Annotated in this window: 16 protein-coding genes; 6 read left to right on the top strand and 10 right to left on the bottom strand. The window is 74.3% G+C overall.

What is annotated here, in order from left to right; genetic code table 11:
• Positions 1-36 precede the first annotated feature (36 nt).
• A complete protein-coding gene (locus ACIBTX_RS27670; RefSeq protein ID WP_357170577.1) occupies positions 37-1,455 on the bottom strand; it encodes an FAD-dependent monooxygenase in 1,419 nt (472 codons plus the stop codon).
• A 467-nt stretch (positions 1,456-1,922) separates the two neighbouring features.
• On the opposite strand from ACIBTX_RS27670, the gene ACIBTX_RS27665 reads away from it, so the two are divergent.
• Positions 1,923-2,402 (top strand): hypothetical protein, encoded by a 480-nt coding sequence (locus ACIBTX_RS27665; RefSeq protein WP_357170065.1) that lies wholly within the window; start codon positions 1,923-1,925, stop codon positions 2,400-2,402.
• Positions 2,403-2,413: 11 nt separating this feature from the next.
• On the opposite strand, the gene ACIBTX_RS27660 is transcribed toward ACIBTX_RS27665, so the two are convergent.
• Entirely contained in the window at positions 2,414-3,400 is a 987-nt protein-coding gene (locus ACIBTX_RS27660; RefSeq protein WP_357170062.1) for a helix-turn-helix domain-containing protein, read from the bottom strand.
• Positions 3,401-3,464: 64 nt separating this feature from the next.
• On the opposite strand from ACIBTX_RS27660, the gene ACIBTX_RS27655 reads away from it, so the two are divergent.
• Positions 3,465-4,031, top strand: a complete 567-nt coding sequence (locus ACIBTX_RS27655) for a maleylpyruvate isomerase N-terminal domain-containing protein (protein WP_357170059.1) — start codon at positions 3,465-3,467, stop codon at positions 4,029-4,031.
• Positions 4,032-4,244: 213 nt separating this feature from the next.
• On the opposite strand, the gene ACIBTX_RS27650 is transcribed toward ACIBTX_RS27655, so the two are convergent.
• Both ACIBTX_RS27650 and ACIBTX_RS27645 read right to left on the bottom strand, forming a co-directional pair.
• Complete coding sequence (locus tag ACIBTX_RS27650; protein WP_357170056.1) at positions 4,245-5,528, bottom strand: MFS transporter; 1,284 nt, start codon at positions 5,526-5,528, stop codon at positions 4,245-4,247.
• Positions 5,529-5,641: 113 nt separating this feature from the next.
• Positions 5,642-6,130, bottom strand: coding sequence for a DUF1992 domain-containing protein (locus ACIBTX_RS27645; protein ID WP_357170053.1), 489 nt, complete (start codon positions 6,128-6,130; stop codon positions 5,642-5,644).
• 186 nt (positions 6,131-6,316) lie between these two features.
• On the opposite strand from ACIBTX_RS27645, the gene ACIBTX_RS27640 reads away from it, so the two are divergent.
• Entirely contained in the window at positions 6,317-6,967 is a 651-nt protein-coding gene (locus ACIBTX_RS27640) for a LysE family translocator (protein ID WP_357170575.1), read from the top strand.
• 8 nt (positions 6,968-6,975) lie between these two features.
• On the opposite strand, the gene ACIBTX_RS27635 is transcribed toward ACIBTX_RS27640, so the two are convergent.
• Genes ACIBTX_RS27635 through ACIBTX_RS27625 form a run of 3 tightly spaced genes read right to left on the bottom strand, consistent with a single transcriptional unit; the run spans position 6,976 to position 9,795 of the window.
• A complete protein-coding gene (locus ACIBTX_RS27635; protein WP_357170050.1) occupies positions 6,976-7,794 on the bottom strand; it encodes an SDR family NAD(P)-dependent oxidoreductase in 819 nt (272 codons plus the stop codon).
• Positions 7,791-9,092 (bottom strand): NAD(P)-binding domain-containing protein, encoded by a 1,302-nt coding sequence (locus tag ACIBTX_RS27630; RefSeq protein WP_357118558.1) that lies wholly within the window; start codon positions 9,090-9,092, stop codon positions 7,791-7,793. The genes ACIBTX_RS27635 and ACIBTX_RS27630 overlap by 4 nt, the downstream gene beginning before the upstream one ends.
• Before the next feature lie 58 nt (positions 9,093-9,150).
• Positions 9,151-9,795, bottom strand: coding sequence for a TetR/AcrR family transcriptional regulator (locus tag ACIBTX_RS27625; protein ID WP_357118555.1), 645 nt, complete (start codon positions 9,793-9,795; stop codon positions 9,151-9,153).
• 57 nt (positions 9,796-9,852) lie between these two features.
• Between ACIBTX_RS27625 and ACIBTX_RS27620 the strand changes: the two genes are divergently transcribed.
• From ACIBTX_RS27620 to ACIBTX_RS27610, 3 genes are all read left to right on the top strand, one after another.
• The gene (locus ACIBTX_RS27620; RefSeq protein WP_357170047.1) at positions 9,853-11,205 is read left to right on the top strand and encodes an MFS transporter; all 1,353 of its coding nucleotides are present in this window, start codon (positions 9,853-9,855) and stop codon (positions 11,203-11,205) included.
• Between the two features lie 32 nt (positions 11,206-11,237).
• Positions 11,238-12,425 (top strand): hypothetical protein, encoded by a 1,188-nt coding sequence (locus ACIBTX_RS27615; protein WP_357170573.1) that lies wholly within the window; start codon positions 11,238-11,240, stop codon positions 12,423-12,425.
• A gap of 218 nt (positions 12,426-12,643) precedes the next feature.
• Positions 12,644-12,985: an RNA polymerase-binding protein RbpA gene (locus tag ACIBTX_RS27610; protein ID WP_046564157.1), complete on the top strand. Its 342-nt coding sequence runs from the start codon at positions 12,644-12,646 to the stop codon at positions 12,983-12,985.
• Positions 12,986-13,050: 65 nt separating this feature from the next.
• On the opposite strand, the gene ACIBTX_RS27605 is transcribed toward ACIBTX_RS27610, so the two are convergent.
• The 3 genes from ACIBTX_RS27605 to lnt all read right to left on the bottom strand — a co-directional run bounded on the left by ACIBTX_RS27605 (position 13,051) and on the right by lnt (position 16,101).
• A complete protein-coding gene (locus ACIBTX_RS27605; RefSeq protein ID WP_357118548.1) occupies positions 13,051-13,575 on the bottom strand; it encodes an FxsA family protein in 525 nt (174 codons plus the stop codon).
• Positions 13,576-13,637: 62 nt separating this feature from the next.
• Positions 13,638-14,447 carry a polyprenol monophosphomannose synthase gene (locus tag ACIBTX_RS27600; protein ID WP_357118545.1) on the bottom strand — a complete coding sequence of 270 codons (810 nt, stop codon included), beginning with the start codon at positions 14,445-14,447 and terminating at the stop codon, positions 13,638-13,640.
• Between the two features lie 34 nt (positions 14,448-14,481).
• A complete protein-coding gene (gene lnt / locus ACIBTX_RS27595; RefSeq protein ID WP_357170044.1) occupies positions 14,482-16,101 on the bottom strand; it encodes an apolipoprotein N-acyltransferase in 1,620 nt (539 codons plus the stop codon).
• Positions 16,102-16,377 lie beyond the last annotated feature (276 nt).

Raw genomic sequence — 16,377 nt, 5'->3', positions numbered from 1 at the left:
GTCAACTTGAATAAGGGCCCTGAGCGTCGCTCGTACTCACGGCATGCCGAACCACCGGGCGAGATGGTCGTCGAGGTTCCGCTGCTCGTCGCCGATCCAGGCGACGTAGCCGTCGGGACGCAGCAGGAGGCACGGGACGTCCACCGCCGCCCCGGCGTCCGCGAGATGATCGACCCGGTCCTTCCAGCCACCGACGGTCAGTCGCTCGGTGCGGTCCACCAGCAGGCCACGGCCGCGATGCAGCAGCCCGTAGAGGTTGCCCTGTCGCACGTCGACGTCGGGCAGCCGGCGACCGAGCAGGTCCGGGCCCTCGCCCAGGTCGTAGCGGAGGCCGGTTCCGGTGATCTTCTCCAGCAGATGGCGGTTCACCTCGTCGAAGTCCATCAGCTCACTGAGCAGACGGCGTACGGCCCGCGCGCCCGGTTCGTCGGACAGCAGTTGCGTCTGGGCGCGGGTGTTGTCCAGCACGTCGGCGGCGACCGGACGACGTTCGGCCTGGTAGGTGTCCAACAGGGTGTCCGGGGCCCAGCCCTGAACCTGCGCGGCCAGTTTCCAGCCGAGGTTGACCGCGTCCTGCACGCCCAGGTTGAGGCCCTGACCGCCGATGGGCGGATGAATGTGGGCGGCGTCGCCGGCCAGCAGGACCCGACCGACCCGGTACCGCTCGGCAAGCCGGGTGGCGTCGCCGAAGCGGGACATCCAGCGCGGCGAGTGCACGCGGAAGTCGGTTCCGGCGACGGCCCGCAGTTGTTGAGCGAAATCCTCGATGGTGGGCGGCTGAGCGCGATCGCTGACTCCGGCCGCCGGGACGACCACGCTGTAGGCCCCGACACCCGCGGGTCGGACCCAGAATCGGTGCCGGGCTCCGCCGATCGCGGCGACGGTGGCGGCGATCTCCTCCGGCGGGACACCCGCTTCCATCTCGCCCATCAGCGTCTCGGTCCGCGTGGGCTCGCCGGGGAAGCCGACGCCGAGGAGCTTGCGCACCGTGCTGCGCCCGCCGTCACAGCCGACGACGTAGCGGCTGCGCAACCGCTCCCCGTCGGACAGCTCGACGGTCACCCCCTCGTCGTCCTGCGCGAGACCGGTGACCGCCCGCCCGCGCCGGACCTGCGCGCCCAGTCCGGTCGCGTGTTCCGCGAGCAGACGTTCGATGACCGGCTGTGGGATGCCCAGCAGGTAGGCGTACGGGGAGTCCAGCCCGGTGGGCGCGGGTTTGTCGATGGCGGCGAAGTAGGCACCGGCCGGACGTCGCCGTCCGTGCGCGAGCATGCGGTCCAGGAGTCCGCGCATCGCCAGCACCTCGAGGCTGCGGATGTGCAGACCGACGATGCGGACGGCCGACGGAGGTTGGGTCTCCTTCTCCAGCACGAGGACCCGCACGTCGTGCAGGCGTAGTTCGGCGGCAAGCATGGCGCCGGTCGGCCCGCAGCCGACGATGATCACGTCGAACAGGCGCGGCGGACGATCCGCGTCGGGGCTCGGCGAGGAAGCAGGATCACGGTGAACGGAGGACACAGGAGCGGCCTTTCGAGAGTGCCTTGGTGAAAGGCGCTCCCGGCGACAGCTACGTCAGTCGCCCAACCGTGACGGCGAGGGGAGCACCCACATCGAACCAGCGGTCATGGGTCTCACCTCCTCGGACGGTGTCGCGGTCGACTGCAAGCTACCGGCCGCGCGGTATCGCGTCCAGCTCTTTTGTGTCGCTCACCGCAGCATCGCCCGGGTCATCCGGCGCGTCGCCACGTACATCGCGATCGAGCCGAGCGTCGCCTCGACGAGCGGTTGCTCGATCACCCGGGCAGCCTACGAAAATTCGACTGACAGGTGCAAGATTAATACCGATCATTGAAATTTTTGGACGAGATCCAGCGCGCTCGCCGTTTGACCCTCGACCTCCTTGAGGCCTGACCATCGGCCACATGAACGACCAGATGACCCTCGACCCGACCATGACCCGCGTCATCGAGGCGGTGCGGCTCGGCCAGACCGGCGACACCGCCGAGGCCCGCGAACTGCTCACCGCGCTGTGGGACGACCTCGGCCCGACCGCCGACGCGCTGCACCGCTGCACCGTGGCCCACCATCTCGCCGACCTTCAGGACACCCTCGACGCGGAGCTGAGCTGGGACGAACGCGCCCTGGCGGCGGTGTCCGAGCTGACCGACGAACGCGTCCGGCGGCACCTGCCCTCGCTCGAGGTCCGGGCGTTCCTGCCGTCGCTGTACCTCAACCTCGCCGACTGTCACCGGCGACTGGGCAACGCCGGCCCGGCCCGGGAACACCTCGCCCGGGCCCGGGAACACCTGGACCAGCTACCGGACGACCCGTACGGCGAGATGATCCGCACCGCCGTACGCGACTTCGACGCGGACGACCCGACCGACCACCGACGGCCCTAACGGCTGCCGGCTCAGCGGTCCGCTGCCGTGTGGGCCGCCCGGTACGCCTGCGGTGAACGTCCGTAGCGGGCGCGAAAGAGGCGGCTGAAGTGGGCCTTGTCCGGGAAACCCCAACGGGCGGCGATGAGGTGCACCGGCTGCCGCGCGTGCAGGGGGTTACCCAGGTCCCGCCGGCACCGCTCCAGACGCTTGGCCCGGATCAGCTCGGCAGGTGTCGTCGCCTCACCGTCGAACAGGCGGTGCAGGGAGCGCAGGGAGATGTGGTGGGCGGCGGCGACGCTACGAGGGTTGAGTTCGGCGCTGTCGAGGTGGCGGTCGATGAAGGCGACGACGCGGGCGCGTAACGCGGCGTGCCGTGTCTCCGGCGACAGAACACCCTCGATGTCGAGGCGCTGGGCGAGCGTGGCGGCGAGCAGGTCCAACGCCATGCCGCCCAGCATCTCGGCCTGGTTCGGCTCGTACTGCTCCGGGTGCGCCGCGATGCTGCGCAGGTGGTGGGCCAGGAGCCCGGCGACGCCGGAACCCGACGACATCGGCGTGGCCAGGAGGCGACGCACGCGATCCGGCGGCAACGGCAGCGCCGCGTAGGGGATCTGCACGGTGATCGTCGTGGCGAGACCGGGCTTGTCCGCCCGGTGCCGGGCGATGTGCGGACGGGCCGTGTCCAGCAGGGTGAAGTGGCTGGCGGCGACGAGCGCGGTCTCGGTGCGATCCTGGACCAGCGTGCTACGACCCGTCAGTGGCAGCGTGAGCTGGTAGATGTCCGCCTGGGCTCGACGGACCAGCCCGCCGGGCCGGGTGGCGAGCAGCGACGGGTACCGCAGCGAGGCCAACCGGATCCGGCCGAGGTCGATGGCCTGGGCGTACGCGACGAAATCGTCCAGCCGCGCGCTGGTGATGTGCACGGGCCCCGTCTCCTGGGCGATCAGGGCGTACCAGAACTCGAACCGGTCCGCCGACGGCAGTACCGTCGTGTCCACCACCAGGTTGGGCAACATGGTGTCCGCCTCCCCCCGAGCACGAGGATGGATTCTTGCACGCATCGACCTACGGACGTCCGTGATGACCGGCGCCGACGTACGGGCGGCGGCCGACGAGATGACCCGGGTGCTGCGCCCGCACCTCGACCGCGACTGGTCGGTGCCGGCCGGCACGTTGACCTGGAGCTGCTGGACGACCGCCGCGCACGTCGCGCACGACCTGCTCGCGTACGCCGGCCAGGTCACCGGCCTGGCGCAGGACAGCTACCTGCCGTACGACCTGCGGGTCTCCCCCACGGCGAGCCCGGCCCGGGTGCTCGACGTGGTACGGGCCTGTGCCCGGCTGCTCGCGGTCGCCGTCGAGGCCGCCGAACCGACCGAGCGGGCCTGGCACTGGGGGCCCTGCGACCCGGCCGGGTTCGCCGCGATGGGGGTGGCCGAGACGGTGCTGCACACCCACGACATCGCCCTCGGCCTCGGCGTGCCGTGGCAGCCGCCGCACGGCCTGAGCGCGCTGGTGCTGCGGCGGCTCTTCCCGGACGCCCCGCCCGGCGACGCGCCCGACGTGCTGCTGTGGATGACCGGCCGTGGTGAATTGCCGGGTCGGGCACGGCGTACCTCCTGGGTGTGGCGGGCCGCGGTGGAGTGACCCCGTCAGCCGGTCGGGCGGGTGCCGCGCAGGTCGAGGGACCAACGACCCGCGCGGCACCCGCGCCTGCTCTGCTGAACGCCGTCGGCACCCGCGGGGATGCCGAGGCCGTTCCAGGTAGTTCCTCAGGTCCAGCTGATGCCACGCTCGCGAACGCCACGCATGCGCTTCTCCTTCCCCCCTTCGGGGCGGCCCCGTGCCCACCCGACGACCTCAGCGTCGACCGCCGCCCACCTCGGCGGTAGGGCTTTCGGCGTTCGGGACCGTTCGGGTTTGTACGACCCGCCCCTCAAACGGCGCGAAACGGGCGGCACGTCTCCACAGCGGACCGAGGGCGAGGACCGCCAGCACGCCCGACAGTCCGCTGAACCCGACGACCGTGGTGGCCGGCCACCGGTCGGCGGCCAGACCCGCGAGCACCATCGCCGTCCCCTGCAGGCCACTGAGGCCGGTGACGGCGACCCCGAACGCGCGTCCCCGGTACTCCGCCGGCACCGCCCGGCCGAACAGCGCGTTCAGCGGGACGGCGAAGGCGCTCGCGGCCCCGGCCAGCGCCAGCAGCAGGAGCAGCACCCACAGCGGCGGAACGAGCCACGCCGCCGTCAGCACGCCGGTGGACAGCGCGGCCAGGGGCAGGATGAGCCGGGGTCGGGTCGCCGGTGGGCAGAACCGGGTGAGCGCGACCCCGCCGAACGCCATGCCCGTCGGCGCGGCGGCCAGCAACACACCCACCGTGGCGGCGTCGCCGTCGTACTGCCGCGCCAGTGGCGCCATCAGCCCTTCGGCGGCGTAGGTGCAGGCGCTGGCCGTCCAGAGGACGAGCAGGTAGGCGCGCAGCCGGGGGTCGGCGGCGAGCACCCGCAGGCCGTCCGCGCGGCCGGCGCGGACCCGACCCGACGGCGCCGGGGGCGCCGGACGTGCCCGGACGCCGCGCGCGATCAGCAGGGCCGAGACGAGGAACGTGCCGGCGTCGACCAGCAGCGCGCCGCGCAACGACAGCAGCGCCACCAGGCTCCCGCCGACGGCGAATCCGAGCACCTGCACGACCTGGGCGCAGATGTTGTCCACGCCGTTGGCCACCGCGTACCGGTCGCCGTCGAGCACGTCGGGCAGCAACGCCGCGCGCGCGGCCACGAACGGCGGCCGCATCAGGTTGACCGCGAAGAGCATCGCCACCAGGGCCGGCGCGGGGACGGCCGGCAGCGCCGCCACCGGCACGAGGGCCGCGCGGGCAAGGTCGCACACGATCAGGACACGGCGGCGGGGATACCGGTCGGCCAGGCCGGACAGCAGCGGTCCGCCGACGAGCCAGGCCAGATAGGAGCTGGCGTACGCGGCGGCGGCAAGCGCCGCCGATCCGGTCCCGTGGTAGACGAGGTACGCCACGGTGACGGCCGTGAGCTGGTCGCCCGCCAGGGACAGCAGGTACGCGCCGAAGAGGTGGCGGTACTCGCGTACCGCGAACACCTCGGCGTACGTCGCGGCGCGCTCACCCACGTCGCCCCCGTTCCCCGTGCCTGCCGTCAGGTCGCCCGGTGCCGACCGTAGCGGCGGCACGGGGATCGAGGGCGAAAGCGGGTGTTCGGGACTGTTCGGGACTGTTCGGGGCGTCAGGCCCGGCGACGCCAGGGCAGCCACCAAGCCCGGCGGGATCGGCGGGCCGGGGCGGCGATGGTGGCCGGCTCGGTGGCGGCGGCGGCGGTCACGTGCCGAGGGGCGCGTTCGGCACGCCAGCGGGCGACCACCTCGTCGGCGTTCACCGGCCGGACCGCGACCCGGGGCCCGTCGGGGTTGCGCAACCAGGCCACGATCTGCGCGTTGAGCTGCCCCACGAAGGCCCGCACGGCCTGTTCGGTGGGCAGGTCGCGGACCTCGTCGGGGACCTGCTCGACACGTCGACGCAGTTGCAGCGGGGTGGGCAGCAACAGGTCGCTGGGCAGCTTCTCGCGCTCCAGGAAACTCTTGATCCACCACGACTCGTCGTACGGCATCCCGCGCCCGGGGATCGGCTTGCCCATCCCGGGCAGGTTGTCGAACTCGCCGCGTTGCGCGGCGCCCCGGATCTGCGCCTCCACGGCCGCGTCCCACGCTTCGGTCACCCTGCGGCACCTCCTTCGGCCACCGTAACGCGCCGCCTCCGACCGGCGACACACGCCGCAACAGGTCAGCGCCGTCGGGCCGGTGACCATTCCCGTGCGGCAGGCCACCGCCTCGCAGGTGGCTCTGGGTCACCGGTCGCCGTCCGGCCTACCGTCGGTCGGGGGCCGGTGAACGGGGGCGACGTCATGGTCGATGCGGGTGCGCTGCTGGGTATCGCGCTGGTGGCGTTGGGTCTGGTGCTCACGCCCGGCCCGAACATGGTCTACCTGGTCTCCCGGTCGGTGGCGCAGGGCCGCCGGGCCGGCCTGATCTCGCTGCTCGGGGTGGCCGCCGGTTTCGGCGTCTACCTGGCCACGGCGGTCGCCGGTCTGGCCGCCGTGTTCGTCCTGGTCCCGGCGCTGTACACGGTGGTGAAACTGGCCGGCGCCGGCTACCTGCTGTGGCTGGCCTGGCGCACGGTGCGCCCGGGTGGTGGGTCACCGTTCACGCCCGCGCCGCTGCCACCGGACCGGCCCCGGCGGCTGTTCACCATGGGCCTGGTCACCAACCTGCTCAACCCGAAGATCGCCATCCTGTACGTGTCGCTGCTACCGCAGTTCGTCGAGCCGGCGCGGGGACAGGTGGCGGCGCAGAGCCTGCTGCTCGGCCTGACCCAGATCGCCGTCGCGCTGAGCGTCAACGCGATGATCGTGCTCAGCGCCGGGACGCTGGCCGGGTTCTTCGCCCGCCGGCCGATATGGTTGCGCGTCCAGCGGTGGGTGACCGGTACGGCCCTTGCCGCGTTGGCCGTCCGTATCGCCGCCGACCGTTCCCGGGCGGCTGTCGCCGTACCCTGATCCGGTCCTCACCGCCCACGGTGGCGGCGGACCATCCCGGCGGCCAGCGGCGCGGCGTCCAGGTCACCGGCGGCGAGCCGGGCCACGAGGGTACGGCGGACCAGCCGGTCGGCCAGCGCGGGCGCGTGCCGGCCGACGGCCATCTCCAGCCGGCCGCGTCGGGTGGTCGCCACGTCCCGGGGCGCCCGCCGGGCGGTGGCGGCGCGCAGGATCGCCGCGACGACACCCTCGACCGGCTCGGGGCGGGACACTCCCCGCAGCGACAGCCCGGCCTCGGCGGTGCTGTCGTGGATCGGCGAGGCGACCATGCTGGGGTAGACGACGCTCACCCCGACGTGGGTGCCCACCTCGTGGCGCAGCGCGTCGGCGTACGCGACGAGGGCGCGTTTGCTGACCCCGTAGGCGGCGGCGAGGGGCAGCGGCAGCACCGCCATCCGGCTGGCCACGAAGATCACCCGCCCGCGGGTGTCGAGCAGGGCCGGCAGCGCGGCGGCGGTGGTGCGCCAGGCGGCCAGCAGGTTGACCTCCAACTGCTGGCGGACCACCTCGTCCGGTGCCAGCTCCGCCGGGGCGGGACCGCCCACCCCGGCGTTGTTGATCAGCAGGTCGAGCCCTCCGAGCCGGGTGACGGCCTCCCGCACGGCGGCGGGGACGGCGGCCGGGTCGGTCAGGTCGCAGCCGAGCACCGGCAGGTCGTCGTCGTCGCGGGCGTGCAGGTCGAGCCCCACCACCCGGGCGCCGCCGGCGCGCAGCGCGACGCCGAGGTGCCGGCCGAAGGTGCCGCTCGCGCCGGTGACGAGGACCCGCCGGCCGGTCAGCGCCGTCACCGGCGTGCTCCGGTCTTCAACTCCCGGGTCAACTCGGCCAGGTACACGTCGAAGTCCACCCGCATCGCCGGGCGGCGCTGGCCCCAGCGGGCCGTCGCCGCTCGCAGCTCGGCCCGGCAGGCGGCCCGCTGCCGCGCGGGGTCGGGCAGGGCGTACCGGCCGGCGAGCTGCGCGGCGACCAGCTTGGCCTGCGCCTCGACCAGCGGGAACGCGGAGCCGGTGGACTGCATCAGCCCGACGAACATCAGGCCGGGGGCCGCGGGGTGGAACACGTGCCGGTACAACGCCAGGGTGTCGGCCCCGCCGCCCAGCAGCTCGGCCGGCAGGAACCCGATCTCCACCCGGTAGCCGGTGCACCACACGATCAGGTCGACCTGGTCGGCGCGGCCGTCGGTGAACTCGACCCGGTCGCCGTCGAGGGCGGCCACACCGGGGCGGGCCTCGACGTCGCCGTGGGCGAGCCGGGACAGCAGGCCGTCCGAGAGCGTCGGATGGTCCTGCAGGAAGCCGTGCGTCGGCGCGGGCAGCCCGTAGCGGGCGGGGTTGCCGACGGCGGCGGCGAGCATGGTCTGGCTGATGCGCTGGCGCAGCCGCCACGGGAGCCGGCGGGCCAGCGCGCCGTTGAGGGTGTCCGAGGGGCGACCCAGCAGGTGCTTGGGCACCACCCAGACGCCCCGGCGCAGCGACAACAGCGTCCGCTCGGCGGCGTACGAGGCGTCCACCGCGATGTCCATCGCCGAGTTGCCGCCGCCGACGACCAGGACGCGCCGGCCGGCCAACTGCTCGGGGCCGCGGTAGTCGTGGCTGTGGATCTGCTCGGCGGTGCTGGTGCCGGGGTACGGCGGCTCGGGCAGCCGGGGCACCCGGTTGTGACCGTTGGCGACGACCACGGCCTCGACGGTGACCTCGACCGGCCCGTCCGGCCCGCTGGCCGTGACCGTCCACCTGCCGTCCGGTCGGCGGATGACCCGCTCGACGGTGTGCCGCAGCCGGATGGCGTCGCGCAGCCCGAACCGGTCGGCGTAGTCGGCCAGGTAGCCGGCGACCCGCGTGTGGTCCGGGTAGTCGGGCCAGTCGGCGGGCATCGGGTGGTCGGCGAACTCGGTACGGCCACGGCTGGTGTTCAGGTGCAGCGTGCGGTACGCGGGTGAGTCGGGCGCCCCGTACACCCAGAGGCCGCCGACCTGGTCGGTGGCCTCGAAGCAGACCACGGTGACGGCGGCGTCGCGCAGCGCCTTGACGGTGGCGAGTCCGGCCGCGCCGGCGCCGATCACCGCAACCCTGGGTTCTGCCCGCATCGCCGCTCCCCCGCATTATCCAACGTCCGATGGATAATCGTCGGGCGGCGGCGGCCCGTCAACCCGTCGGTCCGTACAACGCTGTGAGGAAGCGGTGCACGAACGCCCGGAACTCGCGGCGTTCCCGGGCCGCCGGCACGCCCGAGGCCAACGCCACGACGTGTCCGTGCGTGGCCCAGACCAGGCTGCGTACGGTGATGTGCGGGGTCGGCTCGGCCAGCGCGCCGGCCGCCGCGGCGGCGGTCAGCAGCTCCGCCACCAGCCGGTAGAGCGGTTCGGCGTAGCGCTGGTCCAGCTCGGCGTGCCGCTGCGGCTCCAACCAGCGTCGCAGCCACAGAGCGGTGGTCTCCGGGTGGTCCTGCAGGAAGTCCACGAACACGTCGACCAGGTCGTGCAACGCCCGCCGCGCCGCGTCCGGGCCCGCGTCGAGGGCCGTGCGGGCCCGCTCGGCGGCGGCGGTGAGGACCTGCCGCTCCACGTCGAACACCCGCGCGAAACACGCCTCGTAGAGCGCTGCCTTCGTACCCGTGTGGTGGGCGACCGTGGCGACGTCGACCCCGGCGGCGGCCGCGACCTCCCGCAGCCCGACGGCGTCGAAGCCACGCTCGGCGAACAGCGCGGTCGCGGCGGTGAGCACCACCTCGCGGGTGGGTCGGGTCTGGTCGCGCCGAGGTCGACCCGGACGGCGTCGGGGCGTGGTCATGGCCGCCATTGTGCCCCTAGAATCCAGCAACTGTTGGATTGCGGAGAGGATGCGGCGATGACCGGGCTCGACCGGCGGCCCGCGGCCGCCACCGACGCGACGCTGCCCCGCGGCCCCCTCGCCGGGTTCGCCGCCGGCTCCCTCGGCATGGGTGTCTGGGTGACCGTTCCCGGCCTGCTGCTGCTCTACTTCCTCACCGACGTGCTGGCCGTCGGGCCGTGGCTGGCCGGTCTGGCGCTGCTGCTGCCGAAGATCGCCGACGTGCTGCTGCACCCGTGGGTCGGGCACCGCGCCGACGTCGAACAGGCCCGCCGGGGTGACCGGCGACGGCTGCTGCTGCTCGGCTGCGCCCTGCCGGTCGCGTTCGCCGCGCTGTTCGCGGTGCCCGGCGGCCTGACCGGCGCGCCCGCCGCCGGCTGGGTGGCGGTGGCCTTCGTCGCCGGCAACCTGCTCTTCGCCGCCTACCAGGTCCCCTACCTGGCCACCCCCGCCGACCTGCGCATCGGCTACGACGAACGCACCCGGCTGATGGCGTTCCGGATGGTCGTGCTGACCCTCGGCATCCTCGCCTCCGGCCTGCTGGCCCCGCTGCTGACCGGCGGCGACGCCGCGACCCGGGGCGGTTACCAGCGGATGGGCGTGGTCCTCGCCGTCGGGATGCTGGTGGCCATGCTGGTGGGCGTGGCCGGCATCGCCCGGCTGCGCGGCGTCGCGTCGGGCGGCACGGCACCGAGGCACGGCGGGTGGCGGGCGCTGCGCACCGCCCTGCGCGATGAGCAGTTCCGCCCGCTGGTCGCCGCCTACCTGGCCATGTCCACCAGCACCCACCTGGTCCTGGCCGGGGTGCCCTACTACGCGGAGTACGAGCTGCGTGCCCCCGCGCTGACCACGGTGCTGGTGGCCGCGTTCGTCGCTCCGGCGCTGCTGGTCACCCCCGCCTGGCTGGTGCTGGCCCGCCGGATCGGCAAGCAGCGGGCGCTGCTCGGCGCGCAGGGCGCGTTCGCGGCCGGGTCGCTGGTGCTGGCGGTGGGCAGACCGGCCGGCCTACCGGTGCTCGTCGGCGCGGTGGCGGTGCTCGGGGTGGCGTTCGCCGGCATGCAACTGCTGCCCTTCTCGATGCTGCCCGACGTGATCCACGCCGCCGGCGCCACCACCGGAGCGGGCACCTACACCGGGGTGTGGACGGCCACCGAGGCCACCGGCGCGGCCCTGGGCCCCTACGCGTACGCCCTCTGCCTGGCGGCGGGCGGCTTCGTGGCGTCGACCGCCGGTGAGTCACCGGCGCAGCCGGACGCGGCGCTCGCGGCGGTCCGCTACGGCTTCGGGCTGCTGCCGGCGGCGGCGATGCTCGCCGCGCTGCTGCTGCAGCGCCGCTACACCCTGGACGCGACGGCCCGGGCGGCGACCTGAGCGGCCGACACGCGGCCTAGACTTCGCCCTTGATGGACACCCCGCTCACCCCCACCGAAACCCGCCCGTGCGCCCACTGTGGAGCGCCGGTGGCGCAGCGTGTCGGCGCCGGCCGGCCGTTCCGCTACTGCCGTGACAACGACGGCGCCTGCCAACGCGCCTCGCGCAACAGTCGGATGCGCCACCGCAACGCCCCCGGCCTGCCCGGGCAGGTGGCCCGCACCTGGGAGGCGGTGGACCGCCTCGACCAGATCGTCGAGACGTTGACCGAGGCGCTGCACGCCGAGCTGTCCCCGGTGGGTGTGCAGCGGCAGCTCGCGCAGGCCCGCGCGGAGGCAGCCACCGAGATCGTGGCCGCGCAGACCGAACGCGACGAGGCCCGCGACGACGCCGAGACCGCGTCGGCCGACGCGGCGCGCGCCCGCGAGCAGGCCCGCACGGCCCGCGCCGAGGCCGACGACGCCACCCGACGTGCCGAGGTCGCCGCGCACCGCGCCGCCGCGGCCGACGAGCGCGCCCAACAGGCCGAGGCCGCCCGGGACCAGGCCCGCCACGACGTCAGCGCCGCCGAGGCGCTGCGCGCGCAGGCCGAACGCGACCGCGACCAGGCCCGCGCCGAGGTCCGTGACCTGCGGGGCGAGCGCGACACCGAACGGCAGCGCGCGGCCGACCTGACCGTCGAGCGGGACGCGGCGCGCGCCGACGCCGAACGGGCCACCCGGGACGCCGCCGACGCGGGCGAGCGGGCCGCGCGGTGGCAGGCCGAGGCGCAGGACGTACGCCGTCAGATCGACCAGGCCCGCGCCGACGCCGCCCGGACCCGCGCCGAGGCCGCGGACGCCGCCCGGGCCCGCGAACAGGCCGAACGGGCCCGGGACCGCGCCCAGGCCGTCGCCGCCGAGGCCGACGGCGCCCGGCAGGACGCCGCCGAGCTGGCCGCCCGGCTCCGCGCGGAGTTGACCGCCGCGACCGAGCAGCGCGACACGCTCACCGCCGAGCTGACCGCCGCCCGACAGGCCGCGGCCACCGCCGAGGGCCGGCTCACGGCCCTGACGGTACGGCTCGAGGCCGCCGAGGCCGACCGGGACGTGGCCCAGCGGCGGGTGGCGCAGCTCGGTGACCAGGTCAGCGACCTGGCGCTGGCGCTGGCCCGCCTCGGCGCGGCCGCACCCGGCGGGGCGGGTGCTTCCGACCCGGGTGCGACGTCGCCGCAACCTTGACCGCGTTCGGGCGGTTAGGGCGTGTGGCACAGTCCTCGCACGCCTTAACATCCCCGGTGGCAGTCACGACACGCCACCGCCGTGGCGTCCCGGTCGTGGCCGGCTACCCTTGGTTCCGGCCCGCCCGTGGACGCCTCACGCCCTCGGGCGGGAATGGTGCGACGGGAACGCGCCGTTACACCCAGAAGACCAGCACCACGAACGAGGGGAAGTCGATCATGGGCGAGCGTATGCTGCGCGGAAGCCGGTTGGGCGCGGTCAGCTACGAATCCGACCGCAACACGGAGCTCGCGCCGCGTCAGACCCGCGAGTACCTCTGCGCCAAGGGCCACCAGTTCGAGGTGCCGTTCGCCGTCGACGCCGAGGTCCCGACGACCTGGGAGTGCAAGTTCGACGGCAGCGTCGCCCGACTCGTCGACGGCAGCGAGCCGGAGCAGAAGAAGGCCAAGCCGCCGCGTACCCACTGGGACATGCTGCTGGAGCGGCGTTCGATCGCCGAGCTTGAGGACATCCTCGCCGAGCGGCTCCAGGAGGTTCGTACCCGCCGCGGCCGCGCCTGAGCCGCACCCGCACGACACGGCGCCCCCGGGAAACCCCGGGGGCGCCGTCGTGTGAGTGGGTGGATTCAGTTGCGGCCCGGCTCGACGATCTCGCCCTCGATGGCGCGGCCACCGTCGACGACCACCGGCTGCTCCGGCTGCGGACGTGGCGGCGGCTGTGGCGCGCCCTGACGCACCCGGACCGTACGCGGCCCGAACAGGTCACCGGCGACCATCGACGACACCCGCCGTTCGGCGGCGCGTTGCACCCCGACGCGGGCCAACCGGCGCACCGGCGGCACCATCAGCGACAACCCGACCAGGCCGCTGACCAGCCCGGGTATCGCCAGCAGCAGCGCACCGGCCAACCCGACGAGCCCGTCGGTCACCTGCCGTCCCGGCGGCTGCCCGGCCTGCGCCGCGGTGCGGAACCCCCGCCAGGCGCGCATTCCCTCGCGGCGCAGCAGCACCAGCCCCAGCAGGGACGCGGCGAACACCAGCAGCACCGCCGCGCCGAACCCCACCGCCCTGCCCACGACGACGAACACCGCCAGCTCCAGCACCACCGTCAGCAGCAGGGCCAGCGGCACGAACCTCAGTCCTCGGCGCATCTCACCTCATCGCCATCCCGCGGCCCGACACGAACCGCGCATCCAGCATGACACGGCCGCGCTCACGGCCACCGCACCTGACCGGTGGGGGTGCCGTTCAGGCTGCGGCGTACGGCCTGCCGCCGGTCCTGCACACCCCACGCGGTGATCCGCCACAACGCCTCGGCGACGATGCGCGGACTCATCTTGCTGTCCCCGCGTTCCCGCTCGGCGAACGTGATCGGCACCTCCACGATCCGCACCCCCGCCCGGTGCGCCAGCCGCGACAGCTCCACCTGGAACGAGTACCCCTGCGAGGTCACCGACGCCAGGTCGATGGCGTCCAGGGCGCTGGTCCGGTACACCCGGTAGCCGCCGGTGGCGTCCGAGACGGGCATGCCCAGCGCGAGACGCGCGTACAGGTTGCCGCCGCGCGACAGCAGCAGCCGCCGCAGCGGCCAGTTCACCACCCGCGCCCCGCTGGTCCACCGCGACCCGATCACCACATCGGCGTCGCGGGCGGCCTCCAGCAGCGCCGGCAGGTCCTCCGGGGCGTGGGAGCCGTCGGCGTCCATCTCCACCACCGCGTGGTAGCCGCGCTCGCGCGCCCACCCGAACCCGGCCAGGTACGCGGCGCCGAGCCCCTCCTTGCCCCTGCGGTGCAACACCTGCACGTGCGGGTCGCCGTCGGCGAGAGCGTCAGCGATCGCGCCGGTGCCGTCGGGGCTGTTGTCGTCGGCGATGAGGATGCTCACGGTGGGAGCGGCCCGGCGGACCCGCCCCACGATCGCCGCCACGTTGTCGGCCTCGTTGTAGGTGGGGATCACCACCAGGACCCGACCCACGCCGGGCACCTCGTCGGGACGCCGGATCGTATCGGTCGCCTGGACCACGGTTCCTCCGCTCCCGCCGGCGTACCGGCTGCTGCTATCCGGGCACGACCCGCTGGCGGCGCCGCAGCACACCCGCGCCGACCAGGGCGGCCACCGCCAGAGCGGCCAGGGCCAGCTCCGGCCACCAGCCGAGGCGGGTGGCGAGGGTGCGCCCGCTGTCGAGCCGTAGCTGCCGCACCACGACCTCCCGGGTGTTGAACCCGGTGGCATCGCTTACCCGCCCGTCGGGGGCGACGAACCCGGACACGCCGACCGTGGAGGCCATCAGCGCCGGGCGGCCGTGCTCGACGGCCCGCAGCCGCACCATGGCCAGCTGTTGGCGGGCCTCCGCCTCGTTGAAGGTGGCGTTGTTGGTCTGCACCACCAGCAGTTGCGCACCGCCGGTGACCGTGTCGCGGACCACCTCGTCGTAGGCGACCTCGAAGCAGATCACGTCGCCGAGCGTCGCCGGGCCGGCGCGTACCACGCCCGGGGTGCTGCCGGGCACGAAGTCGGTGCGGATCAGGTCGACCTTGTCGCTGACCATGCGCGCGATGTTCCTCAACGGCACGTACTCGGCGAACGGCACCGGATGCCGTTTGGTGTAGAGCTGCGCCATGTCGGCCCCGGTGCCGGGCCGCCACAGGATGCCCGCGTTGCGGACCTGCCCGGCGCCGGGCCCGAGCAGCACCGCGCCGACCAGGATGGGCGCGCGGATCGCGTCGGCGGCCTGGGCGATGCGGGCCCCCGCGGTGGGGTTGCGCAGCGGGTCGATGTCGCTGGAGTTCTCCGGCCACACCACCAGGTCGGGCCGTTGCGCGGTGCCGGCGACGACCCGGGCGGCCAGCTCGATGGTGGCGTCGACGTGGTTGTTGAGCACGGCCTGCCGCTGGGCGTTGAAGTCCAGCCCGAGGCGCGGCACGTTGCCCTGCACGATGGCGACGGTCACGGCCTTGCCGCCGCCCTCGGCGGCGACGGGCACCAGCAGGCTCACCGCGCCCACCGCCACGGCGACGGCGGCGGGTACGACCGCCGCCAGCCACCACTCGGGCCGGGCGTCGCGGCGGGCCGCCCAGCCCCGCCAGACGGCGGCGGCGAGCAGGCCACCGGCGAGGGCCACGGCGAAGGTGACCAGTGGCGCGCCGCCGAGGGCGGCCAGGCGCAGCAGCGGAGAGTCGTCCTGGCTGAACGCGAGGCGACCCCACGGGAAACCGCCGAACGGGGTACGGTCGCGCACCGCCTCCTGCCCCACCCACAGCAGCCCGGTCAGCGCCGGCCACTGCCAGGGGCCCCGGTCGGCCAGGGGGGACACCCAGGCGGTGGCGGCGCCGAGCAGCGCCAGGTAGCCGGCCTGCAGCAGGGACAGCAGCACCCACGGCAGGTAACCGGTGTGCAGGTTCGTCCAGGCCAGCATCGGCGCGAACAGCGCCACCCCGGTGAGGAAACCCAGGCCGGCGCCGGCGCGCAACCGCCGCCGGTGGGCGGCGGCGGCCAGCAGGGCCACCCCGACGGGCGCGAGCGGCCACACCCCGTACGGCGGGAACGCCAGCAGCAGGGCCAATCCGGCGACCACGGCCATCGGCGCGGCCACGCGCAGCGGCAGCGGCCGACCCGCGGCGACCGGCGCACTGGTCGCCGTGGGGACGTGACTCTCGTCCCGGTCCAGCGTCGTCACCGCAGCTTCACCTCGATCACCCGCCGAAGGCTACCCGGCCGCCATCCGCGCCTGACCCCTGCTCCGCGATCTTGCACTTTCTGTCCCGACGAACGGGGCATTCCTGCCCGTTTCAACAACAGAAACCGCAAGATCGGCGCGGAGGTTGGGGGCGACGTCGCGCGCACATGAAATCGGGGCGCGGCTTGCGCCGCGCCCCGATGCTCCCAGGCCCTTCCCGGCCGGTGGGGCGAGAATGGGGCACGCCGACCTTCGGACCGACCAGGCGGTTGACTG

This window comes from Micromonospora sp. NPDC049359, from assembly GCF_044466585.1.
Lineage (GTDB): Bacteria > Actinomycetota > Actinomycetes > Mycobacteriales > Micromonosporaceae > Micromonospora.
The sequence above is the reverse complement of the archived record's forward strand: the minus strand, read 5'-3'. Positions and strand labels throughout refer to the sequence as shown.